Source organism: Viridibacillus arvi (assembly GCF_001274945.1).
GTDB classification, from domain to species: Bacteria; Bacillota; Bacilli; order Bacillales_A; family Planococcaceae; genus Viridibacillus; species Viridibacillus arvi.
In genome coordinates, this window is sequence record NZ_LILB01000005.1 from 789047 (window position 1) to 814334 (window position 25288).

General features: G+C 38.0%; 25 protein-coding genes. 1 reads left to right on the forward strand and 24 read right to left on the reverse strand.

The annotated features are described in order from the left end of the window. Window positions 1-4: 4 nt before the first annotated feature. From AMD00_RS13150 to AMD00_RS13215, 14 genes are all read right to left on the reverse strand, one after another. Window positions 5-340, reverse strand: coding sequence for a putative DNA-binding protein (locus AMD00_RS13150; protein ID WP_038184004.1), 336 nt, complete (start codon window positions 338-340; stop codon window positions 5-7). A gap of 168 nt (window positions 341-508) precedes the next feature. Further along, a complete protein-coding gene (ftsY, locus tag AMD00_RS13155; RefSeq protein ID WP_053417490.1) occupies window positions 509-1789 on the reverse strand; it encodes a signal recognition particle-docking protein FtsY in 1281 nt (426 codons plus the stop codon). Window positions 1790-1791: 2 nt separating this feature from the next. Further along, window positions 1792-5370 (reverse strand): chromosome segregation protein SMC, encoded by a 3579-nt coding sequence (gene smc / locus AMD00_RS13160; protein WP_053417491.1) that lies wholly within the window; start codon window positions 5368-5370, stop codon window positions 1792-1794. Between the two features lie 2 nt (window positions 5371-5372). Continuing rightward, entirely contained in the window at window positions 5373-6134 is a 762-nt protein-coding gene (rnc, locus tag AMD00_RS13165; RefSeq protein WP_370588372.1) for a ribonuclease III, read from the reverse strand. A 130-nt stretch (window positions 6135-6264) separates the two neighbouring features. Beyond that, window positions 6265-6501 carry an acyl carrier protein gene (locus AMD00_RS13170; RefSeq protein WP_038183995.1) on the reverse strand — a complete coding sequence of 79 codons (237 nt, stop codon included), beginning with the start codon at window positions 6499-6501 and terminating at the stop codon, window positions 6265-6267. A gap of 58 nt (window positions 6502-6559) precedes the next feature. After that, complete coding sequence (fabG, locus tag AMD00_RS13175) at window positions 6560-7306, reverse strand: 3-oxoacyl-[acyl-carrier-protein] reductase (RefSeq protein WP_053417493.1); 747 nt, start codon at window positions 7304-7306, stop codon at window positions 6560-6562. Next, the gene (gene fabD / locus AMD00_RS13180) at window positions 7287-8249 is read right to left on the reverse strand and encodes an ACP S-malonyltransferase (RefSeq protein ID WP_053417494.1); all 963 of its coding nucleotides are present in this window, start codon (window positions 8247-8249) and stop codon (window positions 7287-7289) included. Before fabD ends, fabG begins: the two co-directional genes overlap by 20 nt. A gap of 2 nt (window positions 8250-8251) precedes the next feature. Beyond that, window positions 8252-9238, reverse strand: coding sequence for a phosphate acyltransferase PlsX (gene plsX, locus AMD00_RS13185; RefSeq protein ID WP_053417495.1), 987 nt, complete (start codon window positions 9236-9238; stop codon window positions 8252-8254). After that, on the reverse strand, window positions 9239-9814 hold the full coding sequence (fapR, locus tag AMD00_RS13190) for a transcription factor FapR (RefSeq protein WP_038183987.1): 576 nt from the start codon (window positions 9812-9814) through the stop codon (window positions 9239-9241). It lies immediately after the preceding gene. A 128-nt stretch (window positions 9815-9942) separates the two neighbouring features. Then, window positions 9943-11991 carry an ATP-dependent DNA helicase RecG gene (recG, locus tag AMD00_RS13195; RefSeq protein WP_083446228.1) on the reverse strand — a complete coding sequence of 683 codons (2049 nt, stop codon included), beginning with the start codon at window positions 11989-11991 and terminating at the stop codon, window positions 9943-9945. After that, the gene (gene sdaAA / locus AMD00_RS13200; protein WP_053417496.1) at window positions 11984-12880 is read right to left on the reverse strand and encodes an L-serine ammonia-lyase, iron-sulfur-dependent, subunit alpha; all 897 of its coding nucleotides are present in this window, start codon (window positions 12878-12880) and stop codon (window positions 11984-11986) included. The genes recG and sdaAA overlap by 8 nt, the downstream gene beginning before the upstream one ends. An 11-nt stretch (window positions 12881-12891) precedes the next feature. Further along, complete coding sequence (sdaAB, locus tag AMD00_RS13205; RefSeq protein ID WP_053417497.1) at window positions 12892-13554, reverse strand: L-serine ammonia-lyase, iron-sulfur-dependent subunit beta; 663 nt, start codon at window positions 13552-13554, stop codon at window positions 12892-12894. Window positions 13555-13731: 177 nt separating this feature from the next. Beyond that, window positions 13732-15393 (reverse strand): DAK2 domain-containing protein, encoded by a 1662-nt coding sequence (locus AMD00_RS13210; RefSeq protein ID WP_053417498.1) that lies wholly within the window; start codon window positions 15391-15393, stop codon window positions 13732-13734. 18 nt (window positions 15394-15411) lie between these two features. Next, a complete protein-coding gene (locus tag AMD00_RS13215; protein WP_038183979.1) occupies window positions 15412-15774 on the reverse strand; it encodes an Asp23/Gls24 family envelope stress response protein in 363 nt (120 codons plus the stop codon). Window positions 15775-16004: 230 nt separating this feature from the next. Between AMD00_RS13215 and rpmB the strand changes: the two genes are divergently transcribed. After that, the gene (rpmB, locus tag AMD00_RS13220; RefSeq protein ID WP_038183978.1) at window positions 16005-16193 is read left to right on the forward strand and encodes a 50S ribosomal protein L28; all 189 of its coding nucleotides are present in this window, start codon (window positions 16005-16007) and stop codon (window positions 16191-16193) included. A gap of 33 nt (window positions 16194-16226) precedes the next feature. On the opposite strand, the gene spoVM is transcribed toward rpmB, so the two are convergent. The 10 genes from spoVM to def are packed head-to-tail and all read right to left on the reverse strand — an operon-like array spanning window position 16227 to window position 25265. Continuing rightward, entirely contained in the window at window positions 16227-16385 is a 159-nt protein-coding gene (gene spoVM, locus AMD00_RS22920; protein ID WP_083446229.1) for a stage V sporulation protein SpoVM, read from the reverse strand. Window positions 16386-16399: 14 nt separating this feature from the next. Beyond that, a complete protein-coding gene (locus AMD00_RS13225; RefSeq protein WP_053417499.1) occupies window positions 16400-17056 on the reverse strand; it encodes a thiamine diphosphokinase in 657 nt (218 codons plus the stop codon). Beyond that, the gene (rpe, locus tag AMD00_RS13230; protein ID WP_053417500.1) at window positions 17053-17718 is read right to left on the reverse strand and encodes a ribulose-phosphate 3-epimerase; all 666 of its coding nucleotides are present in this window, start codon (window positions 17716-17718) and stop codon (window positions 17053-17055) included. Before rpe ends, AMD00_RS13225 begins: the two co-directional genes overlap by 4 nt. Window positions 17719-17720: 2 nt before the next feature. After that, window positions 17721-18602, reverse strand: coding sequence for a ribosome small subunit-dependent GTPase A (gene rsgA, locus AMD00_RS13235; RefSeq protein ID WP_053417501.1), 882 nt, complete (start codon window positions 18600-18602; stop codon window positions 17721-17723). Between the two features lie 11 nt (window positions 18603-18613). Next, the gene (gene pknB / locus AMD00_RS13240) at window positions 18614-20596 is read right to left on the reverse strand and encodes a Stk1 family PASTA domain-containing Ser/Thr kinase (RefSeq protein WP_053417502.1); all 1983 of its coding nucleotides are present in this window, start codon (window positions 20594-20596) and stop codon (window positions 18614-18616) included. A 2-nt stretch (window positions 20597-20598) separates the two neighbouring features. Then, window positions 20599-21348 (reverse strand): Stp1/IreP family PP2C-type Ser/Thr phosphatase, encoded by a 750-nt coding sequence (locus tag AMD00_RS13245; protein WP_053417503.1) that lies wholly within the window; start codon window positions 21346-21348, stop codon window positions 20599-20601. A 14-nt stretch (window positions 21349-21362) separates the two neighbouring features. Next, complete coding sequence (gene rlmN, locus AMD00_RS13250) at window positions 21363-22463, reverse strand: 23S rRNA (adenine(2503)-C(2))-methyltransferase RlmN (RefSeq protein WP_053417504.1); 1101 nt, start codon at window positions 22461-22463, stop codon at window positions 21363-21365. Beyond that, a complete protein-coding gene (rsmB, locus tag AMD00_RS13255) occupies window positions 22463-23830 on the reverse strand; it encodes a 16S rRNA (cytosine(967)-C(5))-methyltransferase RsmB (RefSeq protein ID WP_053417505.1) in 1368 nt (455 codons plus the stop codon). The genes rlmN and rsmB overlap by 1 nt, the downstream gene beginning before the upstream one ends. Beyond that, window positions 23827-24768 carry a methionyl-tRNA formyltransferase gene (gene fmt / locus AMD00_RS13260; protein WP_053417506.1) on the reverse strand — a complete coding sequence of 314 codons (942 nt, stop codon included), beginning with the start codon at window positions 24766-24768 and terminating at the stop codon, window positions 23827-23829. The genes rsmB and fmt overlap by 4 nt, the downstream gene beginning before the upstream one ends. Continuing rightward, window positions 24765-25265, reverse strand: coding sequence for a peptide deformylase (gene def / locus AMD00_RS13265; protein WP_053417507.1), 501 nt, complete (start codon window positions 25263-25265; stop codon window positions 24765-24767). Before def ends, fmt begins: the two co-directional genes overlap by 4 nt. Window positions 25266-25288: the final 23 nt, after the last annotated feature.

Consider the following 25288-nt stretch of genomic DNA (forward strand, 5'->3'; position numbering starts at 1 on the left):
CCTCCTAATCCCATTGCTTTAACTGTTCAATAAGTTCTAGCCACACAGTTTGCGAGGCACTATTGTCAGTAGTTTTTTTTGATAGCTCTGCAATTATTTGTTGTCTGTTTTGAAATTTCTCGAATAATCGAAGTTTATCTTCATATTCTTCAAGCATCGCTTCTGTTCTACGAATATTATCGTAAACTGCTTGACGCGATACTTCATAAGCTTCAGCAATTTCACCAAGAGAATGGTCATCTAAATAATAAAGTTGCATATAGCTACGTTGTTTATCAGTCAACAATGCTTGATAAAAGTCGAAGAGAAAGTTCATGCGTGTCGTTTTTTCAAGTAGCATAAGAAATCTCTCCCCTGTTTTACACATTCTTTTAGTATCATAAGGAATAATCGGATTTCTGTCAAGTAAATATACTTGTCTAAATACATTTTAGTCCTCATATAAACTCAAATATTCATAGACGAAAAATGCATAGCCAAAAGCTATGCATTTCGTTTATTTATCTATTTATTGCTCGTTTAATTCCTCTTCTTTTGCTAGCTGTTGATCAAGTGCGTCAGCAAATAAGCCATATACATAACGTTCTGTATCAAACGGTTGTAAATCGTCCATTTTTTCACCCAAACCAACAAACTTTACTGGAATATGCAATTTGTTACGAATAGCAAGTACAATACCACCTTTTGCAGTACCGTCTAGTTTCGTTAATACAATGCCTGTCACGTTTGTTGCTTCTTTAAATGTTTGTGCCTGTACTAGTGCATTTTGACCAGTAGTTGCATCTAAAGCTAATAAAACTTCATGCGGAGCATTCGGAATTTCCCGGGAAATTACACGATGTACTTTTTCTAATTCATTCATTAGATTAACTTTATTTTGCAGTCGCCCAGCTGTATCACAAATAAGTACATCCGCACCACGATTTTTGGCTGCACGAATGGCATCATACATTACTGCAGCAGGATCAGACCCTTCTGCTTGCTTAATAACTTCCACACCTACACGTTCTCCCCAAACTTGAAGTTGATCAATCGCACCTGCACGGAACGTATCACCCGCTGCAAGTATTACTGATTTCCCTTCTTGTTTTAGGCGGTGCGCCAATTTCCCAATTGTTGTTGTTTTACCTACACCGTTAACACCAACAAAAAGAATAACTGTTAACTCACCATCTTGTATATTTAACTCGATTGATTCATCATCACTAGATTCGTAAATTTCAACAAGCTTTTCTGAAATAATTGATTGGATACCACTCGTATCTTTAATGTTTTGGCGTTGAACTTCAAAGCGTAATTTATCCATTAGCTCCATTACAGTTTCAAAACCAACGTCCGCTTGTAATAATAAGTCTTCTAGTTCCTCAAAGAAATCTTCATCTACAGTACGGTAACGAGCTACTAGATCATTTACTTTTGATGTAAATGAATCACGTGTTTTTTCTAAGCCCGCTTTGAATTTTTCTGTAATAGAAAATGCTGAGAAACCCCATTTTGATTTTTTTTCTTCTTGTTCTTGAGGTTCTTCCACCTTCACAACTTCAGTAGTTGATTCTTCAACAACTATTTCTTCTTTAGATTGTACTTTTTCGTCTTGAGGAGCTTGTTCAGACACTATAGGTTCTTCTACTACTTCCGGAGTAACTACAGTTTGAACAGCTACTTCTTGCTCTGCAGGCTCTACTATATCGTCAACCTGTTTTTCAACGATTGTCTCTACCGATTGTACTTCAAGCTCTTCAGGCTTCGCGCCCATTAGTTTTTCTTTCATACGCTTTAAAAAGCTCATTGTTATTCGCTCCTTTGTCCTACTAGAACAGGTTCTTCTTGTTCTAATTTCACAGATACTAATTTCGATACACCTGATTCTTGCATCGTAATACCGTACAATACATCCGCACCTTCCATCGTACCTTTACGATGCGTGATAACGATGAATTGTGTTTCTTGGCTAAATTTTTTCAAATATTGACTATAGCGAGTAACATTCGATTCATCAAGAGCAGCTTCTACTTCATCAAGTATACAGAATGGTACAGGTCGCGTTTTTAGAATAGAAAATAGTAGCGCAATTGCCGTTAAAGCACGTTCTCCACCTGATAGTAAGCTTAAACTTTGCAATTTCTTACCTGGTGGTTGAGCGACAATTTCAATTCCTGTTTCAAGTATATCGTCAGGCTCAACTAGTTGTAAATCTGCATGCCCTCCACCAAACAATTCTCGGAAAACAACTTGGAAGTGTTCACGAATATTCAAGAAAGTTTCGTTAAAGCGAGTTGACATTTCTTCATCCATTTCACGAATCGCCTCATGCAATGTTTCTTTCGCTTCCATGAGATCTGATCTTTGCTCCGTTAAGAAAGTATGTCGTTCTGAAACTGTTTCGAATTCTTCAATTGCATTTAAGTTGACGGGACCCAGTTCTATAATAGATTGCTTCAATAATTTCACTTTTCTTCTTGATATTTCGACATCTATATCTTCATTTAATTCCCGTATGGCTTCATCTAAAGAAAGCTCATAGTCTTCAGCAAGTTGGTCTAGTAAAGATTGCTTCGAAAACTCCAATTGAGACAGTTTTACATCATAGTTGCGCAAGCCATCTAATAAACCTTTATGCACTCGTTGTAATTCCTTTAGTTCCACTTCACAGCTATCCAAAGTAGCTTGTAGCTGGGTTCTTTCTTCTTTACTTGTTGCAATGGTCGAAATTAGGTCCGTCTTTTTCAACTGCCAAGTAGTAATGTTTGAAGTTATTTCTTCATCAGATGGTCCATTTTGACTTTCATCATTCGTTAACCATTTGATTTCTTGACTAATGTTATTGACTTCCAATTTCGCCTTGTCGTATTGCACGGTTACTTCTTCAGAAGCTTGTTTTAGCTGCGTTACTTGTTCTTGAATTACAGCAAGCTCTGAACGCTTCTCTGCGTATTGTTCTTTCAATGCATCTTGAGCTGTTTCACTTTGTACTTTAAGTACGTTTAATTGTTCTATTGTGCTATTAATCTCAGCAAGTTCTTCCGTTAACTCTTGCAAACGTTTTTTAGCAGAAATCTGACTTTCTTGTAAGTTTGAAGAGCGATCGGTAGCATCTTCTTTTTCAGTAGCTACTAAAGTAACACGTAAGGCAAGTCGTTTTGTCGTTGCTTCTAATTCACGGAAATGCCCACTCAGTTCAAATTCTTCATCACGTAACACTTCACCTTGCTTACGTAAGTCCTCTAGAAGAACCGTTTTAGCAGAAACAAAGCTTTTCTGCTCAGCAACAACTTTTTCTGCTTGTTCAATTTTTTGTTGCATTTGAACAAGCTGACCAGTTAAGTCTTCTAGTTCAGCTTTACGAGTAAATAACGATGTTTGTTGTTTAGTAGAACCACCCGTTAGTGAACCACCTGCATTTACTATGTCCCCATCTAACGTTACTACGCGATAACGATAATTACATGATTTGGCGATTTGTGTAGCACTTTGTAAATCTTTTGCAACTAATACATTACCCAATAAATTTTCTGCAATTGTTTTAAAGGCTGGATCAAATTTCGCTAACTCATCTGCTGTATTTATAAACGACGGATGAGTTGCAGCCGCTCCTAATGCATCACGTGATATTTTTCGTGATTTCATAACATTTTTCGGTAAAAATGTTGCGCGACCTGCTCTTTTTTCTTTTAGCCATGCAATTGCTTTTTGAGCATCCTGCTGTGTTTCAGTCACAATATGTTGAGAAGCTGCACCTAATGCTGTTTCAAGTGCTTTTGTATATTCTCCACTTACTTGAATTAACTCTGCAACGGCACCGTGAATTCCAGAAAGTTTTTTATTTTCTCTAGCCACTAAAATCTCTTTTACACCATGGAAGAAGCCTGAGAAGTCTGCCTCAAGTTCCGCTAAAGTTTCTTTTCGAGACTTTAATTGTTGTAAATGTTGATAGCCTTTAAAAAGCATTTCTTGTTTACTTTCAAATTGTTTCGTCGCACTTGCTAGCTCTGATTGACAAGCTGAATAAGTAGCCATTTTTTCTTCTAACTGTTGCTTCACATCGTTTAATTTACTTTCAACAATCTGTTGTTCCTTCGTTAACTGCGCTAATTCTTCCGCCATTTCTGACGATTGGTTAGTGATTTTAAACGAAGCTTGTTCTTGTTGTTCTAGCTGTTGGGTAATATTTTTGTATTCATTTTTAACTGTTGCTTCCTCATTGAGGCGATCAATATACGTGTTTTTCCAGTTTTCGATATCTTTTTCGATGTCTGTTGAAGAACGATTTAAGTTATCTTCTAGCTGTTTCACACTTTTTTTCAATAATTGAAGCGTTTTTTGTCTTATTGTTAATTGTTCTTGTTTATCTACTTGTTGTACGTGCCACTCTCGCTCCGCGATTTGGGCTTTTTCAAGTGATTGTTGTAGTTTTTCTAATTGTGCACTGGCATTATGGCGTTTTTCAGCCATTAATACTTTACGACCTTCCCACCGCTCAACTTCTGAACTAGCTTCAACAAGCTGATGTTGCGATTGGTCTAGTAAATTATCTAGCTTAGTAATTTGTTTTCGAATAGAAGCTACTTGCGACTCTTTATTTTCCATATTGTGTATATGTTCTTGCTCAGTCACCGTAAACTGCTTTTTATCCTGCATAATTGTTTCAAGTGTTTGTTGCAACACACGTAAATCATGGACGATAACCGCTATATCAATATCCTTTAATTCCTTGGACATCTTTAAATAATCCGCGGCAGCAGACGCTTGTATTTTCAAAGGCTCGATACGATTGTCTAATTCGTGCAATATATCAAGCACTCGATGTAAGTTATCCTCTGTTTCAAACAATTTATGCTCTGCTTTTTTCTTACGTTGCTTATATTTCAATACACCGGCAGCTTCTTCGAAAATAGAGCGTCTATCATCCGGACGACTGTTTAATATTTCATCTACTCGACCTTGTGAAATTATCGAGAAAGCTTCTTTTCCTAGACCAGAGTCTAAGAACAAATCCGTTATATCTTTTAATCTACATTGTTGTTTGTTTAATAGATATTCGCTATCGCCCGAGCGGTATACTCGACGAGTGACACTTACTTCGTTATACGGGATTGGTAATCGTTCATCCTCGTTATCTAATATCAATGATACTTCTGCAAAGTTAAGCGGTTTGCGCGAGTCACTTCCAGCAAAAATGACATCTTCCATTTTTGCACCACGAAGAGATTTTGCGGATTGTTCTCCGAGTACCCATCGAATTGCATCCGTTACGTTACTTTTTCCACTGCCATTTGGACCAACGACAGCAGTAACTCCCGGCACAAAGTCAATACCAATACGATCGGCGAAAGATTTAAAACCAATCACTTCAAGCCGTTTAAGAAACAAAATTATACCTCCTGATTGTCAGCTGACTGTTTTTGCAATTCAATCATTGCACTTTGAGCAGCTCTTTGTTCAGCTTCTTTCTTCGATTTTCCGTGACCAACGCCTAATTCGCGCTCATTCAATAGTACATGTGACACGAATGTACGATTATGTGCTGGTCCGTTTTCATTAATAATCTCATATTGAAGCACACCAGAATTGGCTTGTTGCACCATTTCTTGTAGCTGACTTTTAAAATCCATCACATGCGAAAAAGCACCGATTTCTACTTTTGGATAAACGACGCGTTCTAAAAATCCAACGACTGTTTCTAATCCTTGGTCTAAATATAGTGCACCAACAAATGCTTCAAAACAGTCTGCAAGAAGAGCTGGACGTTCTCGACCACCTGTTAATTCTTCACCTTTTCCTAGTAAAACGTATTTCCCAAAGTTTAGTTCATTTGCAAAAATGACTAATGATGGTTCGCAAACGATTGCTGCACGTAATTTTGTAAGCTCACCTTCGCTCATTTTCGGGAATTTAAGGAAAAGAAATTTAGAGACAGATAGTTCTAACACTGCATCTCCTAAGAACTCTAGTCGTTCGTTATCTTCAAATAGTTTACGACGATGCTCATTCACATATGATGAATGCGTAAATGCATTGTAAAGTAAACTTGCATTATCAAAATGCAATCCTAAATTATTTAATAATTCCTCAAATTGGAGGCGTGCTTTCTCTGAGATTGCACCATTTTTTTGTGAGAGTCCCTTTTTTTTCATCATCGTCATCAACCTTCTTATCTTCCTTTTGATACTCCTGTTTAGTTTACCTTTTTCTCTTACAATGTGCAAAAGCAAAAAGAGACACTTCCTTCAAAATTATGAAAGAAGTGCCCCTAGCAATGTATAATTAGCCAATTTTGCTTTCGATGAATGATACCGCGTTTCCAACAGTTGCAATTTTCTCTGCATCCTCGTCGTCAATTTGCATATCGAATTCTTCTTCAAGTTCCATTACTAGTTCTACTACATCTAGTGAATCCGCACCTAAATCATCACGGAAAGAAGCTTCTAATTTCACTTCGCTCTCGTCGACACCTAAACGGTCAACAACAACTTTAGTTACACGTTCTATAACAGTTGCCAAATCTGTCACCTCCCCTCAATGATTATACATAAAAAGCCCGTTTGTTCATAGGCATAAATTACATGACCATTCCACCATCTACATGGATTGTTTGCCCTGTAATATAACTTGCATCATCCGACGCTAAAAATAGTACAACTTTTGCAACGTCTTTTGGATCCCCTAGCTTCGCTAATGGAATTTGTCCAAGCATTTGATCTTTTACTTCAGCAGGCAGTTCATCTGTCATTTCTGTCGCAATAAATCCAGGTGCTACAGCATTAACATAAATATTACGCGCTGCTAATTCTTTTGCAGTTGTTTTTGTTAAACCAATAACACCAGCTTTTGCCGCAACATAGTTTGCTTGACCTGCATTACCAGAAACACCAACAATCGATGCAACATTAATAATACGACCTGCACGTTGTTTCATCATTTGGCGTGAGACAGCCTTCGTACATAGGAATACCCCTTTTAGGTTAGTATTCATTACGTCATCCCAGTCCTGTTCTTTCATACGCATTAATAGATTATCACGTGTTATCCCAGCATTATTTACTAAAATATCAAGACTACCAAAAGTATCTGTTGCAGCTTTCATTAAAGCTGTTACTTCGTCAGCATCAGCTACATTGGCTTGGACTGCAATCGCTTCGCCACCGTTTTCAGTAATTTCTGCTACGACTTCTTCAGCTTTAGATTGGCTACCGCTATAATTGACAACAACACGTGCTCCTTGTTCTGCCAATGTTAATGCTATGGCACGTCCGATTCCTCTTGAAGCACCTGTTACAACAGCTGTTTTACCCTCTAGCTTCTTCATGAGACCACTCCTTCGACGCTTCTATAACTTGTTCAAACGTTGCTTCATCATAAACACAATACGTTTTCACTTGACGATCCACTTTTTTTACAAGTCCGCTTAATACTTTTCCAGGACCACATTCAATAAATACGTCCACACCTAGGTCAATCATTTTTCGAACAGAATCTTCCCACAATACAGGTGAGTATAATTGTTCGACTAATAGTTGCTGGATTTCAGTTTGTTCAGTTACAGGTTTAGCCGTAACATTTGAGATAACTGGAATTTCAGCATCTTGCATTGCTTTTTGCTGTAAATTCTCTTGCAACTTGCTAGCAGCTGGGCGCATTAATTCAGAATGGAAAGGCCCGCTCACTACTAAAGGAAGTGCACGTTTTGCTCCTGCTTCCTTCGCCTTAACACTCGCCTCGTCTACTCCGGCCTTTGTACCAGAAATCACAATTTGACCCGGGCAATTTAAGTTGGCGAGCTGAACAACTTCTCCCGATGCTGTAACTTCATCCGTCACAGCTTTCAACGCATCGCGGTCCAAGCCTAAAATTGCAGCCATAGCTCCTTCACCTGCTGGTACTGCTTCGTTCATAAACATTCCTCGACTATGTACGGCTTGTACGCCATCTTCGAATGACATTACACCTGATGCCACTAACGCTGTGTATTCACCTAAGCTATGTCCTGCAGTATAATCTGGTGTAATACCTGCTTTTGTCAGTTTATCAGCAATCATTGCACTTGTCGTTAACAATGCAGGCTGCGCGTTGTAAGTCAATGTCAAATCTTCAGCCGGACCTTCAAGCATTAACTTAGATAATGAATAACCTAATAATTCATCTGCCTTATTATAGTAGGCTTTGCACTCTTGGTGCTCAGCCACAAATTCTGCTCCCATACCAACTGATTGTGAACCCTGTCCTGGAAAGATAAAAGCGATTTTCGTCATGATTAGTTCTCCTTTGAAATTGTAGAATCAATCTTTGCACATACGTTGTGTTTAACCATAATATTTGCTTGGCGAATAGCACTAGCAAAAGCATTTGCATTTGACGAACCGTGTGCTTTTACTACTGGTGCTTTTAAACCGAATAAAGCGGCTCCACCATACTCTGTGTAGTCCATTTTTGTTTTAATTTCTTTTAAATTACTCTTCATCATTAACGCTGCAACTTTTGTTTTCCCTGAAGCCATAAATGCTCCTTTTAACATAGAAAAGATGCTATCAGCTGTACCTTCGATTGTTTTCAACACCATATTACCTGTAAACCCATCAGTCACGACAACATCTGCAGCACTATTTAATAATTCTCGTGCCTCAACATTACCGATAAAGTTAATTGGCGCTTCTTGCAATAAACCAAAAGCAGCTTTAGTAAGCTCATTTCCTTTTTTATCTTCTGTCCCAATATTCAATAATCCGACTGTTGGATTTTGAATATTGCGTACTTGTTCTGCATAAATGCTAGCCATAATTGCATATTGAGCTAAGTTTTCAGGTTTTGCATCGGCATTTGATCCAAGATCTAACATATCAAAACCTTTACCATCTAAAGTTGGTAATGTAGTAGATAATGCAGGTCGATCAATACCTTTAATACGTCCTACTACAAATAATCCAGCAGCCATTAATGCACCTGTATTCCCTGCTGATACGCAAGCGTCTGCTTCACCATTCTTAACTGCTTCTGCCATTTTCACCATTGAAGCATCTTTCTTACGACGTACTGCACGAACTGGTTCGTCGTCACCTTCAATTACTTCTTCACAATTAATCACAGTTAAGCGCTCATGATCTTTTAAATATGGTTGCATTGCCTGTTGTTGGCCAAATAATTGGATTTCGATATCTGCAGAAGCTTCTAACGCTCTATATACGCCTTCGATAATGGCTTGTGGTGCATTGTCTCCACCCATGCCGTCTATTGCTATTTTCATTTACTTTTCACCTTTTCCTTTCGTACGGTACATTTCGAACTTACCAGCGAAAACAACTTCATTTTCAACAGTAGAGGTTAACTCGATAAATGTTCGACTTTTGCTGTCATCCTTGCCTGTGACAAGTGCTTTTGAAATTACTCTGTCACCTGCTCGTACTGGTTTCACAAAATGGATTTCTGAATGTACAGTTAGCGCTAAGTCATCATCTATCACTGCTACAGCAAGTGAATTTGCTTGAGCAAATAGATGATGCCCCCTTGCGATACCATTACGTTGGAAGACATGCTCTTCTTTCACGTCAAAAATGGAAAGGGCTCTTTCGTCTAATTCAATATCTATAATGTCACCAATCACTTCATCAATTGGTAAAGATTTTACATCATTTTCAAAATTATGAGCAGCCACACCTTTAATTCGTTCACGTAATTCTGGTATCGATAACTCCATTCGATCTAACCGAATCGTTTGTACGCTCACATTAAATTGACTGGCTAGCTGTTCATCGGTGACGAATGGATTATCGATTATTGTTTGCTGCAATAATTTTTGTCGTTCTTTTTTAGAGTACTTCATTTTTTTCGCCACCTTTCAAAAATTAGCACTTGGTACTAATATCAGTATATAAATTAAAAAAAGAGAATGCAAGAGTTGTTTTAAACTCTTTTTCGCATTCTCTCCTTTTTCAACAAAAATAATTCATATCAATCGATACGATCGCCATTTAATACACCAGACTCTGCTAGCATATTACGTAGCTGCTCACAGTCATCTGCTTGCCAAAATTCTTCAGTTGATAGGAGCTTCTCTGCATCTTGTCTCGCCACTTCTAATGCTCTGTAATCATGTACGAGATCAGCCATTTTAAATTCAGGTAATCCACTTTGTTTTTTACCAAAGAAATCACCCGGTCCACGTAGTTCTAAATCTTTTTCCGCTAGACGAAAACCATCATTTGTTTCCGTCATTGAAATCATCCGCTCTTTGCCATCTTCTGATTTTGGATCTGCCAATAATACGCAATAGGATTGATGCTCGCCTCGTCCCACACGACCCCGCAATTGATGGAGCTGAGCCAAACCAAAGCGTTCTGCATCATAGACAATCATAAATGTTGCATTTGGTACATTCACTCCAACTTCTACAACAGTTGTTGAAACAAGAACTTGCAACTGCCCTTCACTAAATTCACGCATCACCGCATCCTTTTCTTCTGCAGGTAAACGACCATGCATGAGCCCGACTTTATATTTCTCACCAAATAATGTAGTCAGTTGTGTGTAAACATCGACTGCATTCTGCACATCAAGTTTATCCGATTCTTCAATTAAGGGACAAATAACATATGCTTGTCTACCCATTGCCAGTTCATTTGTCATTTGAGATAACACTTGATTAAATTGTTCCTTTTTAGCCCAATTTGTCTGAATTTCTTTTCGCCCAGCAGGTAATTCGTCAATAATTGACACATCCATTTCACCGAAAGCGGTAATCGACAAAGTTCTAGGAATTGGTGTCGCTGTCATAAATAGTACATCAGGACTTTCTCCTTTATCACGTAAAATACGACGCTGTTCTACACCAAATCGATGTTGTTCATCTGTGATCACTAGACCAAGTTTATGAAATTCCACATCCGGCTGAATTAATGCATGTGTTCCAATTAAAATATCAATATCACCGTTTTTTAATCGTTCCAGAAGTATACGACGAGCCTTTGTTTTGGTTGAGCCCGATAGAAGAGCCACTTCCACTCCCAATGGTCTTAGCCATTCATCAAGTGACTCTCCGTGCTGTTCAGCCAAAATCTCAGTTGGAGCCATTAGAGCACCTTGAAAACCTGCAGTCACAGCAGCATATAATGCAATGGCCGCTACAACTGTTTTCCCAGAACCAACATCCCCTTGTAACAGGCGATTCATACGATGAGGTTCTAGTAAATCTCGACATATTTCATTGACGACACGCTTTTGCGCATTCGTTAATTCATATGGCAAAGTTTGAAAAAACTCTTTTAGTTTCTCTAAATCATAGTGAATAGATAAACCCTGCTCTTGTTCTTTACGAATTTTACGTAAGGCTTGTATTCGTAACTGAAATTGCAACAACTCTTCGTATACAAAACGCCTTCTTGCTTGCTTGGCGTGGTTTGCATCTATTGGAAAATGAACACCTTCTAGCGCATCTGCAACAGGTAACAATTTATATGCAGTTCTTAATTGACTAGGCAAAGACTCTACAATTTCTGATTTCGATTCATCTAGTACTTGTCGCATATAATTACGGAATTTCTTTTGATGCATACCGCTCTTCAAGCTATAAACTGGCTCAAAGTCAGCATGATCCACTTTCGGCCCAAAAGTAATTTGGGTGCCATTAATGACTTGACGGCCGCGGTCCCACTTCCCCGTTACAGTCGCTATAGATCCAGGTATCATTTTATTCTTTAAGTATAATTGGTTGAAGAAAACGACTTTTATTAAATGGCGACCTACAAGCATTTGCACTTGTAGACGCGATTTATTTTTCCCTAAAAACAGGGCAACTGGTTCACTTTCAATACGCCCTTCAACCGTAACACGTTCATTATGTGGTGTTTCTGCTAAATCCTTTAATCGAAAATCTTCATGTCGATAAGGAAAAGTCCAAAGTAAGTCATTGAAAGTTTCAATACCCATACTTTGAAGCGCTTCTCCCATTCCTTTTCCGACACCTTTTAAATTCGTGACAGGTTGGTGCAAAAGATCATTCACTTTGCAGCACTGCCCCTCCGAAGATTTTAGCCTCCAATGCTCTACCTGTCGGTGTAGCTGCTAGGCCACCTTGTCCAGTTTCTCTTAGTGCAGAAGGCATTGTACGTCCTATACGATACATAGCATCAATGACTTCATCAGTGGGAATTCTACTCGTCACACCTGCCAAAGCCATATCAGCAGCAACAATAGCATTCGCTGCTCCCATAGCGTTTCGTTTAACACATGGTACTTCTACTAATCCAGCTACAGGATCACAAACAAGTCCAAGCATGTTTTTCAATGAAATCGAAAAAGCATGCGCACTTTGTTGAGGAGTACCTCCTGCCATTTCAACGATTGCAGCAGCAGCCATTGCAGCAGCAGAACCTACTTCAGCTTGACATCCACCTGCTGCACCTGAGATGGATGCATTATTTGCTACAACAAAACCAAATGCTCCTGAAGTGAATAAATAACGAATCATTTGTTCCTTCGTTGGATTTAATTTATTTTTCACCGCAAAAAGTGTACCTGGTACAACACCTGCCGAACCTGCTGTTGGTGTTGCACAAATAGTACCCATCGCTGCATTCACTTCGTTTGTTGCAACTGCTTTACTTACAGCGTCTAATAAGAGATCTCCCGCTAAAGATTTTCCTGTTGCAATGTATTTCTGAAGTAATACTGCGTCTCCTCCAGTTAAACCAGTTACAGAATGCACACCTTTTAGACCGCGTTCAACTGCTTCTTCCATAACAGTTAAATTGCGAGTCATTTGAGTCATAATTTCTTCACGTGTACGTTCAGTTATTAACATCTCTTGCTCTATCATAATTTCTGAAATTTGTTTATTTTCACTTTCAGCTAATGCCACTAATTCTCTAACATTATGAAATAAAACTTCCATTTTTCTACCTCCTAATTTTTAATGCGCGTTACTTTAGTAATATTCGGTAGAGTTGACATTTCATCTAAAATGGATTTGTCGATATTTTGGTCAACTTCAATAACCATTAATGCCATATTTCCACGTTCTTTTCGTGAAACTTCCATATGACCAATATTAATATTATAACCTGCTAAACAGTTTGCCACCGCCGCTATACAGCCTGCTCGGTCATCATGCACAACAAGAATTGCCGGCATACCCCCAGATAACCTAAGCGGGAAACCATTTAATTCTATAATTTCAATACTTCCTCCGCCTATAGAAATACCCACCATCGACATTTCTGTTTCATCGTCTCCAATTACTAAACGCGCTGTATTTGGATGTTCTGTATGCGCTGTTTCTGGAATAAATTCATAAGTTAAGTTAGCTTTTTCTGCATCCGCAAAAGCCGTTTTAATACGTTCATCAAAAGTATCGTAGTCTAGTAGACCTCCGATAATTGCAACATCTGTCCCATGCCCTTTATAAGTTTCTGCAAAAGAGCCATAAAGATGTATTTTCGCCCATTTTGGTTGGCCTCCAAATAAGTCACGTGCGACGCGACCAATTCGTGCTGCACCGGCTGTATGAGATGATGATGGCCCAATCATAACCGGGCCGATAATATCGAATACCGATGTGTATTTCATAAAAAAACTGCCCCCTTGCTTAATCGTTGTTAGTCGTAACACCATTCTACATGATAATTTAAGACTATACCAAGTATTTGATACAGCGCAAAAAAGTAGCGCACTCTAATAGCGCGCTACCTTTGAATAGCTGTTTAATTTATATACCACAATTTCCGAACAAACTTCCGGTACTCTTTATTCAACAGAAAGAATAAATGGGTATAATGGTTGTTTACCATTATGGACTTCCACTTCAACATCTGGATAGTTTTCTTCGATAAAGCTTGTAAATGTATTAACTGCTGATTCGTCTGCATCTTGCCCATAAAGAACTGTTACGATTTCCGAATCCTCATCAATCATTGATTGAATTAAAGTTTCTGAAGCCGATGCAAGTGAAGTTGTTGCTTCCACAATTTTACCTTCAGAAATAGCCATAAAGTCGCCTTTATGAATTTCAACGCCATCAATCGAAGTATCACGAACAGCAAAAGTCACTTGTCCAGTTTTCACATGAGCAAATGCTGATGTCATGTTTGCTTTATTCTCTTCAACTGAAGCATCAGGATTAAACGCAAGAACTGCCGCCATTCCTTGAGGCACTGATTTTGTTGGTACGACCGCAGCTTCAATGTCTAACACTTCAGCTGCTTGCTCTGCTGCCATTACGATGTTTTTATTATTCGGTAAAATTAGTACGCGTTCTGCGCCTACTGCTTTAATAGCGTTAACGATATCTTCAGTTGAAGGATTCATTGTTTGTCCACCTTCGATAACATAAGAAGCGCCAACACTTTCTAAAAGCTCAGCAACACCCGACCCCATTGCTACTGTAACAATTGCATATGGATGTTTTTTCTGTACTTTTTTAGCTGATTCATTAGTATGACCTTCGCCAACGATGTCTGTATGTTGCTGACGCATATTGTCGACTTTTACTTTAATCAAGCTACCAAATTGGTGTCCGTAAGCAATTACTTCACCTGGTTGTTCAGAGTGAATGTGAATTTTCACGACTTCATCATCTGAAATGACAAGTAAAGAATCTCCATAATGACTTAAATCTTCACGGAATTTTGCTTCATCAAAAGGTTTACCACCTAATTTCTCGTCTTCGAAACGAACCATGAATTCAGTACAGTAACCGTACACAATTTCTGATGTATCCATGAAGTCTTGTACTTTATGGTGTTCAGCATTTACTAAATCGTCCATTGAAGTTGCTACAGTTTTTTCAGGAAGTGCTTCACCTTTTAGTGATGCTAAAAAGCCTTCATAAACAAACACTAAGCCTTGTCCACCACTATCTACTACTCCAACTTCTTTCAGTACAGGTAGTAATTCAGGTGTGTTAGCTAGTGATGCTTTTGCTGCTTTGACTAACTCGTCCATCACAACGATGATATCTTGTTCTGTTTTAGCTACTTCCACAACATGAGCTGCAGCTTCTCTTGCAACCGTTAAAATAGTACCTTCTACAGGTTTCATAACTGCTTTATATGCAGTATCCACGCCGTATTGGAATGCTTGCGCGAATTGGATGGCATCGACTGTAGCTTCTTTTTCGATTGCTTTACCAAAGCCTCGGAATAATTGAGATAGGATAACACCTGAGTTACCACGCGCTCCCATTAATAATCCTTTTGATAAGGCTTGGGCTGTTTTACCGATATGTTCCACAGCATTTGTTTCAGTTTCCTTTGCACCTGATGTCATCGATAAATTCATATTTGTACCTGTATCGCCATCTGGCACAGGGAATACGTTTAAAGAATCCACATAATCTGCATTTTGGAATAGGTGATGTGATCCCATTTGCACCATTTCGGCAAATTTAATCCCGTCTAATGACTTCATTTGAATGAGTTCCTCCTCTTACACGTTCGCTACGCGAACACCTTGCACATAGATATTGACTGATTTCACTGCCATTCCGAGTGTTTTATCTAGTGTATATTTTACTTTTGATTGGACTTGGTATGCTACTTCTGAGATTTTAGTACCGTAGCTAACGATTACATACATATCAATATGTAAATCTTCGCCCTGTTGGCGTACAAGAACACCTTTTGCAAAATTCTCTTTGCGTAAAATGTCTGTTAGTCCATCACGAATTTGGTGTTTACTTGCCATACCTACAATGCCGTAACATTCAAGAGCGGCTCCACCAGCCATTTGTGCGACAACATCATTAGAAATATCAATGTTTCCGAATTCGTTTTTTAATTCAACTGACATAAAAATGCCTCCTGACTCCATTTTGACTAACTCTTATTGTACTATACAAAATTCGATTATAAAAGAAAACCTATACATTCGTCTAGTATAGACTGTAAAGGTTTTTTTCTTGAAAGTCTATCGAAATCAGTTGCAATGCATAAAAGTGTATGTTAAATTATTAAAGTATGTGAAATACCGAACTGAAATTATAATCTTTCAGCTTCTTTTTGTGAGGAGGGAATATAAAAATGCCAAAAAAATGCGTAATTACTGGACGTAGAACTCGTTCCGGCAACGCTCGTTCCCACGCAATGAACGCTAACAAGCGTACATGGGGTGCAAACCTACAAAAGGTCCGTATTCTAGTTGACGGTAAACCGAAACGTGTATGGGTTTCTGCACGAGCTTTGAAATCAGGAAAAGTTGAGCGCGTATAATGCACTCATAATAAATGCCAGGTTGACTTATCGTCACCCTGGCATTTTTTCTTTTTTCTTTCTCTGTTTAGATTTAGCTGTAGCAGTTGTTGATGCTGATGCTGATGCCGATGTTTCTTTTTGAAATGCTTGTAAACAAACCCTCGCAAATCCACTGACGAATTTTGGCAATTGGAACGTGTATACCTTCAACTCTCCACTCCTCGCTAGTCATCTTTACTTCTTATCATTAAGCATATGCCTGCTGTGAATGAAATAGACGCGATTCCGTCAGATATTTCATTACTTGTAAAACGAGAGGTTCCTACTTCAATTACTTCATTGGTGGTTTCATATAAAACACCGCGCAACGTCATATTCTCTACAGGGCCTTTGAATGCAAAGAAGGACATATATTTATAATGATCATCCTGTACCATTGTATGTTCACCAGGGAGTAAAAATTGTAGTTCATTTGAACGATTTACTATTTTAATATGTAGTTGTGGATACGCTAATTGTAAGCGGTATACTGTGTGCAAATTTGCCTCGTAATGATCTAAACGTCCACCTGTTACACCAGTAAGATATATAGTAGTCGGCTCTAATGATAGCGCTTTAATAATTGCGAGTTCAGTATCTGTTTCATTCTTTTCAGGTGAGTAACGTTCAATATGAGGTACTCGCTCGGAAATTTCTTGCCACTCTTCATTTGTTATCGAATCAAAGTCACCGACAGCCATATCTGGAACAATTCCTCTATTTAATAAATACATCGTCCCATGGTCTGTTCCAATGAAAAAAGCATCAGAAAAAGAAAGCAAGAAATCGTTGGACACGATCTCTTGCTCAGGGCCTCCAGCGCAAATCACAATAGTTTTCATTGGATTGCTTGTTCTCCAGCTAATTGAATCTCTTGTAAAGCTTTTGAGCGATCTTCTTTACCGTAAATTGCCGATCCTGCTACGAATATTGTTGCACCAGCTTTTGCACAAGGAATGATTGTTTCTGCATTAATACCGCCATCGATTTCAATTTCCACATTCAAGCCTTTTTCTTTGATAATTGTTGAAAGTTGTTCAATTTTAGGTACTACCGAATGGATGAATTTTTGTCCACCAAAGCCTGGATTTACAGTCATGAATAGCACCATATCAATATCTTCTAAAATATGTTGAATTGTTTCGATAGGTGTATGAGGATTTAATACGACACCTGGTTTCACACCATGTGAACGAATTAATTGGATTGTACGATGTAAATGACGGCATGCTTCTACATGTACTGTAATATAGTTTGCACCGGCTTTTGCAAAATCTTCAATATATTGATCTGGATTTTCAATCATTAAATGTACATCAAGTGGTAGATCCGTTACCGGGCGTAGCGCTTCCACTACGATTGGGCCCATTGTAATATTCGGCACAAAATGTCCGTCCATTACATCGATATGAATTAATTTTGCGCCTGCTGCTTCAACTTCTTTTACTTCATCAGCTAATTTTGAAAAATTAGCAGCTAAAATTGATGGTGCGATTTTAATCATTATTAATACCTCGGCTTTCTATCAATTATTTCTTGCAAAAACTGCAGGTAATGATCATAACGATACTGCTTAATTTCTTTGTTCTCTACTGCAGCTTTCACAGCACATTTTGGTTCTTTTAAGTGTAAACATCCACGAAATTTACAATCCTCTGATATACGCTGTAATTCCGGGAAACAAGATGTTAATTCTTCTTTTTCAAGTGTATCGAAATCAAAAGAGCTAAATCCAGGTGTATCAGCAATTAATCCGCCAGCGAGTGGGATTAATTCAACATGTCTTGTCGTATGCTTGCCTCGTCCTAGCGCTTCTGATATTACCCCGGTTTTTAATTCTAATGATGGCATAATTGTATTCAACAAAGTGGATTTCCCAACTCCTGATTGTCCTGCTAAAACAGTTGTTTTACCTTCTAAGACCTGTTGAATTTTCACCAGTATTTCTGGATCTCCTTTATAGGTTTGAATCACTTCGTAACCTATTTCTTGATAATCTTTAATATACTGTTGAATTCCATCATTTTCTTCAGAGGTTAATAAATCTGTTTTTGTTAAGCAAATAATCGGGTGGATATGGAAAGATTCTAATGCTACTAAGAATTTATCCAATAATATTGTATTAAAAGCTGGTTCCTTTGCTGAGAAGACCAGAATTGCTTGGTCAATATTTGACACTGGTGGACGTACTAGCTCGTTATGACGCTCATGAACGGCGGTGATTGTCCCATCATTGTCTCCTTCAACCACAAAGTCCACAAAGTCACCAACAAGTGGTGAAATACCTCTATTTCGGAATACACCACGACCACGACATTGAATCAGTTCACCATCTGAGTGAACATAATAAAATCCGCTTAACGCTTTTCGGATTTGACCTTTCGCCATGCGATTCCTCCTTATCGTGATTTTTCCATTTTTTCTAATTGTTCATAAGTTATTGTCTCATCTATAATTATTTTATCATCACGGACAACACGGTAAATTGCTTTTCCTCCTTCCTCAATCGCTAATTGAGGAAAGATTTTTTTGGATTCAGTAATCTTAAATTCATTTTCAACATTTGCAAGTGAGCGTGTATGATCTTGAATGTAAATACGGATGTCTTGCTCCTCGCCCTCTTCTTCAGGGTCGTATGGAATATCAATTGTAGCAACATAAAATTTTACTTGCTTTTGTTGAGGTCCTTTTGAAATCACTACGTTAATTGTAGAGCCGATACTTGCCATATTCCCCGCTCGAGGAGTTTGAGAAATAACTTGCCCTTTTGGAATAGTTTCTGAGTAATCCTCTTTTGCAATATGGACGTTAAAACCAGAAGATTTCGCATAACTTTTTAGAGCAGCTTCATCATATCTTTCTAAATTTCCAATTTGCTCCTGCTCTAGACCCTCACTTACAGTAAAAACAATAATTGTGTCAGCAGGTATGACTGAATCACTTGCATCAGGCGTCTGATCTAAAATAGTACCCGGTGCTTGATCAGAGTGCTTCGTTTTTGTTTTGATATCTTTAAAATTATACTTGGATAGTAATTTTTTTATTGTTTCTATATCGCGGCCTCTATAATCGATTAATGTTACTTTTTTCGGCCCTGAACTTACCATGATATCTATTTCAGAACCTTTTTTACGCTCTTTTCCTGCCGAAGGATTCGTAGAAATCACATGACCTTCTTTAATATTATCAGAAGCCTCATCAGTTTGTCTTCCGATTTCAAAACCTTTATCTTCAAGTAAATCAATAGCCTTCGCTAACTCTTGTCCAGCAACATCTGGAACTTCCACTTTCTTTTCTTTGAATAGATTAGGGAATAGAACTAGGACTAATATAAACAATAAAAGAAAAGTAATAATACCACTAACAAATAACAGTAATTTTCTTTTCTTCGATTTCTTTTTACCGCCCTTGTTTTCCTTTTTTTTATTATCTTCTACCACTGGCATTGCCTTTGTTTTTCCAATGTCCGCATTTTGAATCATTTGAGCCTTCGTAATAGCTGGCATTGCTTTTGTCTCATCGTGATCAACAGGAGGCAGAAATTTGGATTCATGACTTCGATGTTCTTCAAGAACTGTAGATAAATCTTCCTGAAGTTCTTCAACAGTAGAATAGCGGTGTGCCGGGTCTTTTGCAGTTGCCTTAAAAACGACATTTTCTAAGCTTTGTGGGATAGAGGGTACAATTGCACGTACTGATGGCGTTTCAGATTGTAAATGTTTAAGTGCGATTGCCACTGCTGATTCACCCATAAACGGTAGTTTGCCTGTTAATAATTCATAAAGCACAATTCCTAATGCATAGATATCCGATTTTTTAGTTGCTGTTCCTCCACGTGCTTGCTCAGGTGACAAATAATGGACTGTTCCTAAAACCGAATTTGTTTGTGTAAAAGATGTTGCTGATAATGCAATAGCAATACCAAAATCGGTAATTTTCACATTACCTTCTTGGTCCATTAATATATTTTGTGGTTTAATATCGCGATGAACAATTTGATTTTGGTGAGCATGTGCAATAGCTGACGTTAATTGCTCCATTATCATGACACACTTCATCGGTGATAAAGGCGCAAATTCCTGTATGTATTGCTTTAAAGTTTTGCCTTCAACGTATTCCATAACCAAATAATGCATATCAGCATCTTCACCAACATCGTAAATACTTACAATATTAGGATGTGTAAGGCTTGTGGCAGATAACGCTTCCCTTTGGAAACGTCGATGAAGCTCCTCTTCATCGGAAAAGCTATATCGTAGTACTTTAATTGCTACATCTCTATCTAAAATCATATCGTGTGCAAGATAAACATTGGACATACCGCCGCCGCCAATCCATTCAAGAACTTTATAACGGCCGCTTAATCTTTTTCCAACAAGCATACTTACACCTCCTTCATATTATCTGCAAATAAAATAAGCGAGATATTATCTTCTCCGCCATGTTCATTTGCCAATTGTATCAGTTGTTCACCCTTTTCCTGAATAGGTAATGGCAGATGAATAATTGCTTGCATTTCTTGTTTAGTTAATTTGTTACTTAGACCATCAGAACAAACTAATAAATATGAATCAGAAACGAATTGCACCGAATAAAAGTCTGGTGCAATTGTCGCTTCTGTTCCTAAAGATTTAATGATGTAGTTTTTCTTAGGATGACTTTCGGCTTCTTCTTCACTAATTTCCCCATTATCTACGAGTACATTCACATAAGAGTGATCTCTTGTAATAAGTTGCAAATTAGTTGCAGTGCTGAAATACACACGACTATCTCCGATGTGACAAATAATACATTCGCCAGCATCAATCAAAACGGCTATTAAAGTTGTTCCCATGCCGTGACAATTTTCGTGTGATAAAGAATATTGATAAATCGATTCATTGAGTTCTTGAACAGATGCTAATAGCCATTCTTTTTTCAATTCAGTTGATTGAAATGACTCCGCATCTGCTTGCAAAAATAACTGTTCAAATCCAGAAACTGCCATACCACTAGCTATATCTCCAGCATTGTGTCCACCCATACCATCAGCTACAATGGCAAGTTTATATGCATCTTCGCGTTCAATGAATATAGCCCGGTCCTCATTTACCGTCCTTTTCCTTCCAATATCACTCGCTACTATATATTCCACAGCCAGTCACCCCATTAATTCGTCGTTTCTTGCTTTCTCTCCTTCGCACGTAATTGACCACATGCAGCATCAATATCTGAACCGTGCTCGCGTCGAATCGTTACATTAACACCATGATTTTTTAATGTTTTTTCAAAAGAGAAAATATCATTTTTTGGTGTACGTACATAGTCACGTTCTGGAACATAGTTTACTGGAATCAAGTTCACGTGACATTTAATACCTTTGATTAATCTTGCTAATTCTTCAGCATGTTCTACTTGGTCATTGACCCCGCCAAATAGACCATATTCAAAACTAACTCGACGACCTGTTTTCTCAGTGTAATAACGAATTGCTTCAATTAGATCTGGTAATTTGTACGCTTTTGCTATTGGCATCAAACGTAGACGTAATTCTTGGTTAGGTGCGTGTAATGACAAGGCAAAATTAATTTGTAATTGTTCATCTGCAAATTTATAAATTGAAGGAATAATACCACTAGTTGATACTGTGATATGGCGCGCACCAATGTTCAATCCTTTTTCATGATTGATAACTTTTAAGAAGCTCATCATGGCATCGTAGTTATCAAACGGTTCACCGATTCCCATAATAACGACATGACTTACACGTTCACCAACTTCATCTAATGCTTTTTGAACGTTGACAACTTGCTCAACAATTTCACCAGCTAATAAATGACGTTTTAATCCTCCTAAAGTAGATGCACAGAATGAACATCCGATACGACAGCCCACTTGTGTCGTTACACAAACAGAGTTCCCATATTCATGACGCATTAACACAGTTTCAATTGAATAGCCATCTTGTAATTGGAACAAGAACTTGATGGTACCATCTTTAGATTCTTGTTTGATTAAAGTACTTAATGTACTTAGTTCAAAGTCAGCAGCTAATTTATCACGTAATTCTTTTGATAAGTTAGACATTTCATCGAATGTTGTTACACGTTTTATATATAACCAGTCAAAAATTTGGCCTGCACGGAACGGTTTTTCACCGTTGTCCTTTAACCAAGTTTGCATTTCTTCTGGCAATAATGAATAGATTGATTGGCGTAATTGTGGTTTTTCTTTTTTTACTCTTACTGGTTTTTGTATTTCTTGATCCATTAGTTTGTAAATTCTCCTTTTTTTCTAAAGGCAGCAACGAAAAAGCCATCACTGCTAAAGTCTTGTGGAAAGACTTGCATCATTCCGTTTGTTTGAAGCTCTTTGAGTACGTCTGGAACATTTGGTACAGGTTCAAGTTCCATATCCGGATGTTTCTCTAAAAATGCAGAAACAGTTCCATCATTCTCAATTTTATCAACTGTACAAGTACTGTAAACCATTTTGCCTTCATTTTTTAATAATTCATAAGCGGAATCCAGTAATTGTAATTGTATTGGTTGTAGTGATGAGAAATCTTCTTCTCTTTTTGTATATTTAATATCTGGTTTACGTCTAATAACTCCTAATCCACTACATGGCGCATCGACTAAAATACGATCAAATGATTGCTTTTCAAATTGCTCTGTTGCTTTTCGTCCATCTAATACTTGTGCGTTAATAACAGTTAGACCTAGTCGTTCTGCATTGCTTTTAATAAGCTTAAGTTTATGAGCATGTAAATCAGTTGCGATTAACTCGCCTTCATTTTTCATTTTCTCAGCAATATGTGTTGTTTTACCACCTGGTGCAGCACACATGTCTAAAACTCTCATTCCTGGCTCTACTTGCAAAGCGTAAGCTGGTATCATAGAGCTTTCATCTTGAATGGTAATCAGACCATTTTTATAAGATTCTGTACGAGCAGCTTGACCCGTTAATAAATGCAAGCATTCCGGCAACACTTTACTACGCACAACTTCAAATTTTTCACCCCACAAGCTTTCAAGCGCTTGATCTGTCGTTACTTTTGCTGTATTTACTCGAATAGTTTGTTGTGGAGGTAAATTATTTTCAAACAGCATATCAGATGTTTTTTGGATGCCGTAAGCTTCTACATAACGTCGTACTAACCAGACCGGGTGACTCGTTTCAATAGAAAGTCGTTCAATCGGATCTTTAATATTCGTCGTATCTCTAATTCCGTCACGTAAGACCGAACGTAAAATGCCGTTTACCGTTTTAGAGACACCTTGATGGCGTGCTCGGTGTTTTGCAATCTCAACGGCTTCATTTACTGCTGCATGGTCAGGAATTTTCGATAGGTTTGCAATTTGATATAAAGACAAGCGTAGTAACCATCTCACCCAATCATCCAATTTCCCACGTACAAATGGCTCTAAATAATAATCTAAAGTCATTTTGTATTGAAGTGTACCGTAAGTAATTTCCGTCAAAAGAGCACGGTCCTTCGGCTTAATATTATATTTTTCAATTGTTTGATGAAGAAGTAAATTACTATATGCTTGCTGTTTATCTACTGCAAGAAGAATAGTTAATGCTGCGTCGCGAACATTACCATCCCAAACTTTATCTTTCTTTTTTGTCATTCAAAACGGTCCCCAATCTGTAATTTTGACCCGGTACCCCTTAAGTAATCCATCGCAGTCATACGCTTTTTGCCAGCTGGCTGTAAATCTAAAATATTGATTGCTTCTCCGTTACCTGTTGCCACAGTAAAATATTCTTTATCAATAGCAATAACAGTACCAGGTATTTCATTATGGTTTTTATCCGACTTTTGTGCCCACCAAATTTTCACATTATCGCCATGCAATTTCGTATAAGCTACCGGCCATGGATGTAAACCTCTTACTTGGTTATAAATTTCTGTGCTATTTTGCTGCCAATTGACTAGCTCTTGTTCACGTGAAATATTATGAGCAAATGTCACTTTTTCTTCATCTTGCGGGATGCGATTATTAGTGCCATCGATAATAGACGGTAACGTTTCTTTTAGTAGATCGCGGCCGATAATACTTAATTTATCAAACAATAGGCCAGTATGATCTTGCTCATCAATATTGAGTTCAGCTTGTGAAATAATATCACCTGCATCAAGTTTGACTGCCATATACATTATCGTAACACCTGTTTTTTCTTGCCCATCGATTAAGCATTGATGAATTGGTGCTCCACCTCGATAAGCTGGTAATAATGAAGCATGAACATTCACACAACCAAGTTTCGGTGTATCCAATAGTTCCTTCGGTAAAATTTGACCGAAAGCCGCTGTTACGATTAAATCAGGATTTAAAGCTAGGATTTCTTGCAATTCTTCAGATCCACGAAGTTTCTCTGGTTGAATTACAGGTAACCCTAAACGAACAGCCTCTTCTTTGACAGGTGGTGGCGTTAACACACGTTTACGACCAACAGGACGATCCGGTTGTGTTACGACAGCTTTAATATCGTACCCTTCTTCATGAAGCATACGCAAAACTGGTACCGAAAAGGCAGGTGTCCCCATAAAGACAATGGAAATCATTCCTGTTCCTCCTCTGCTTCGGCCATTTCATCTAATTCTTCAAGCGTATAAACACGCGTAATTTTTTTATCAAATAACACACCAAACAAATGGTCAATTTCATGTTGAATCACACGTGCATCAAAACCGGCTGCTTCAACTTCATACCATTCTCCATTACGATCTTGCGCTTTAATATGGACATAATCAGGACGTTCTACATCGCCATAAAGTTCTGGAAAACTCAAACATCCTTCAATCTCTATAGCAGAACCATCTGTAGCTAAAATCGTTGGATTAATGATTTCAAGAATGGCTCTTTCCTCGCCCATTTCTACAACTGCTGCTTGAATGCTTTTGTTTACTTGAGGCGCTGCGATACCTACACCATCATGCTCAAGCATTGTATCATACATATCATCAAGTAACTTTGCTAGCTCTGCATCAAATTTAGTAACAGGTGCTGCTTTAGTTTCTAAAACTTTTGCTGGATTTTTTACAATTTCTAATAATGCCATAATACCCTCTTTTCTTGCGATTA

What these genes read in the sequence shown, in the direction of transcription:
- AMD00_RS13150 (WP_038184004.1), bottom strand. Translation starts at nt 340, where the DNA reads ATGCTACTTGAAAAAACGACACGCATGAACTTTCTCTTCGACTTTTAT.
- ftsY (WP_053417490.1), bottom strand. Translation starts at nt 1,789, where the DNA reads ATGAGCTTTTTAAAGCGTATGAAAGAAAAACTAATGGGCGCGAAGCCT.
- rnc (WP_370588372.1), bottom strand. Translation starts at nt 6,134, where the DNA reads ATGAAAAAAAAGGGACTCTCACAAAAAAATGGTGCAATCTCAGAGAAA.
- fabG (WP_053417493.1), bottom strand. Translation starts at nt 7,306, where the DNA reads ATGAAGAAGCTAGAGGGTAAAACAGCTGTTGTAACAGGTGCTTCAAGA.
- fabD (WP_053417494.1), bottom strand. Translation starts at nt 8,249, where the DNA reads ATGACGAAAATCGCTTTTATCTTTCCAGGACAGGGTTCACAATCAGTT.
- plsX (WP_053417495.1), bottom strand. Translation starts at nt 9,238, where the DNA reads ATGAAAATAGCAATAGACGGCATGGGTGGAGACAATGCACCACAAGCC.
- fapR (WP_038183987.1), bottom strand. Translation starts at nt 9,814, where the DNA reads ATGAAGTACTCTAAAAAAGAACGACAAAAATTATTGCAGCAAACAATA.
- sdaAA (WP_053417496.1), bottom strand. Translation starts at nt 12,880, where the DNA reads ATGGAAGTTTTATTTCATAATGTTAGAGAATTAGTGGCATTAGCTGAA.
- sdaAB (WP_053417497.1), bottom strand. Translation starts at nt 13,554, where the DNA reads ATGAAATACACATCGGTATTCGATATTATCGGCCCGGTTATGATTGGG.
- AMD00_RS13210 (WP_053417498.1), bottom strand. Translation starts at nt 15,393, where the DNA reads ATGAAGTCATTAGACGGGATTAAATTTGCCGAAATGGTGCAAATGGGA.
- AMD00_RS13215 (WP_038183979.1), bottom strand. Translation starts at nt 15,774, where the DNA reads ATGTCAGTTGAATTAAAAAACGAATTCGGAAACATTGATATTTCTAAT.
- rpmB (WP_038183978.1), top strand. Translation starts at nt 16,005, where the DNA reads ATGCCAAAAAAATGCGTAATTACTGGACGTAGAACTCGTTCCGGCAAC.
- AMD00_RS13225 (WP_053417499.1), bottom strand. Translation starts at nt 17,056, where the DNA reads ATGAAAACTATTGTGATTTGCGCTGGAGGCCCTGAGCAAGAGATCGTG.
- rpe (WP_053417500.1), bottom strand. Translation starts at nt 17,718, where the DNA reads ATGATTAAAATCGCACCATCAATTTTAGCTGCTAATTTTTCAAAATTA.
- rsgA (WP_053417501.1), bottom strand. Translation starts at nt 18,602, where the DNA reads ATGGCGAAAGGTCAAATCCGAAAAGCGTTAAGCGGATTTTATTATGTT.
- pknB (WP_053417502.1), bottom strand. Translation starts at nt 20,596, where the DNA reads ATGCTTGTTGGAAAAAGATTAAGCGGCCGTTATAAAGTTCTTGAATGG.
- rlmN (WP_053417504.1), bottom strand. Translation starts at nt 22,463, where the DNA reads ATGGATCAAGAAATACAAAAACCAGTAAGAGTAAAAAAAGAAAAACCA.
- rsmB (WP_053417505.1), bottom strand. Translation starts at nt 23,830, where the DNA reads ATGACAAAAAAGAAAGATAAAGTTTGGGATGGTAATGTTCGCGACGCA.
- fmt (WP_053417506.1), bottom strand. Translation starts at nt 24,768, where the DNA reads ATGATTTCCATTGTCTTTATGGGGACACCTGCCTTTTCGGTACCAGTT.
- def (WP_053417507.1), bottom strand. Translation starts at nt 25,265, where the DNA reads ATGGCATTATTAGAAATTGTAAAAAATCCAGCAAAAGTTTTAGAAACT.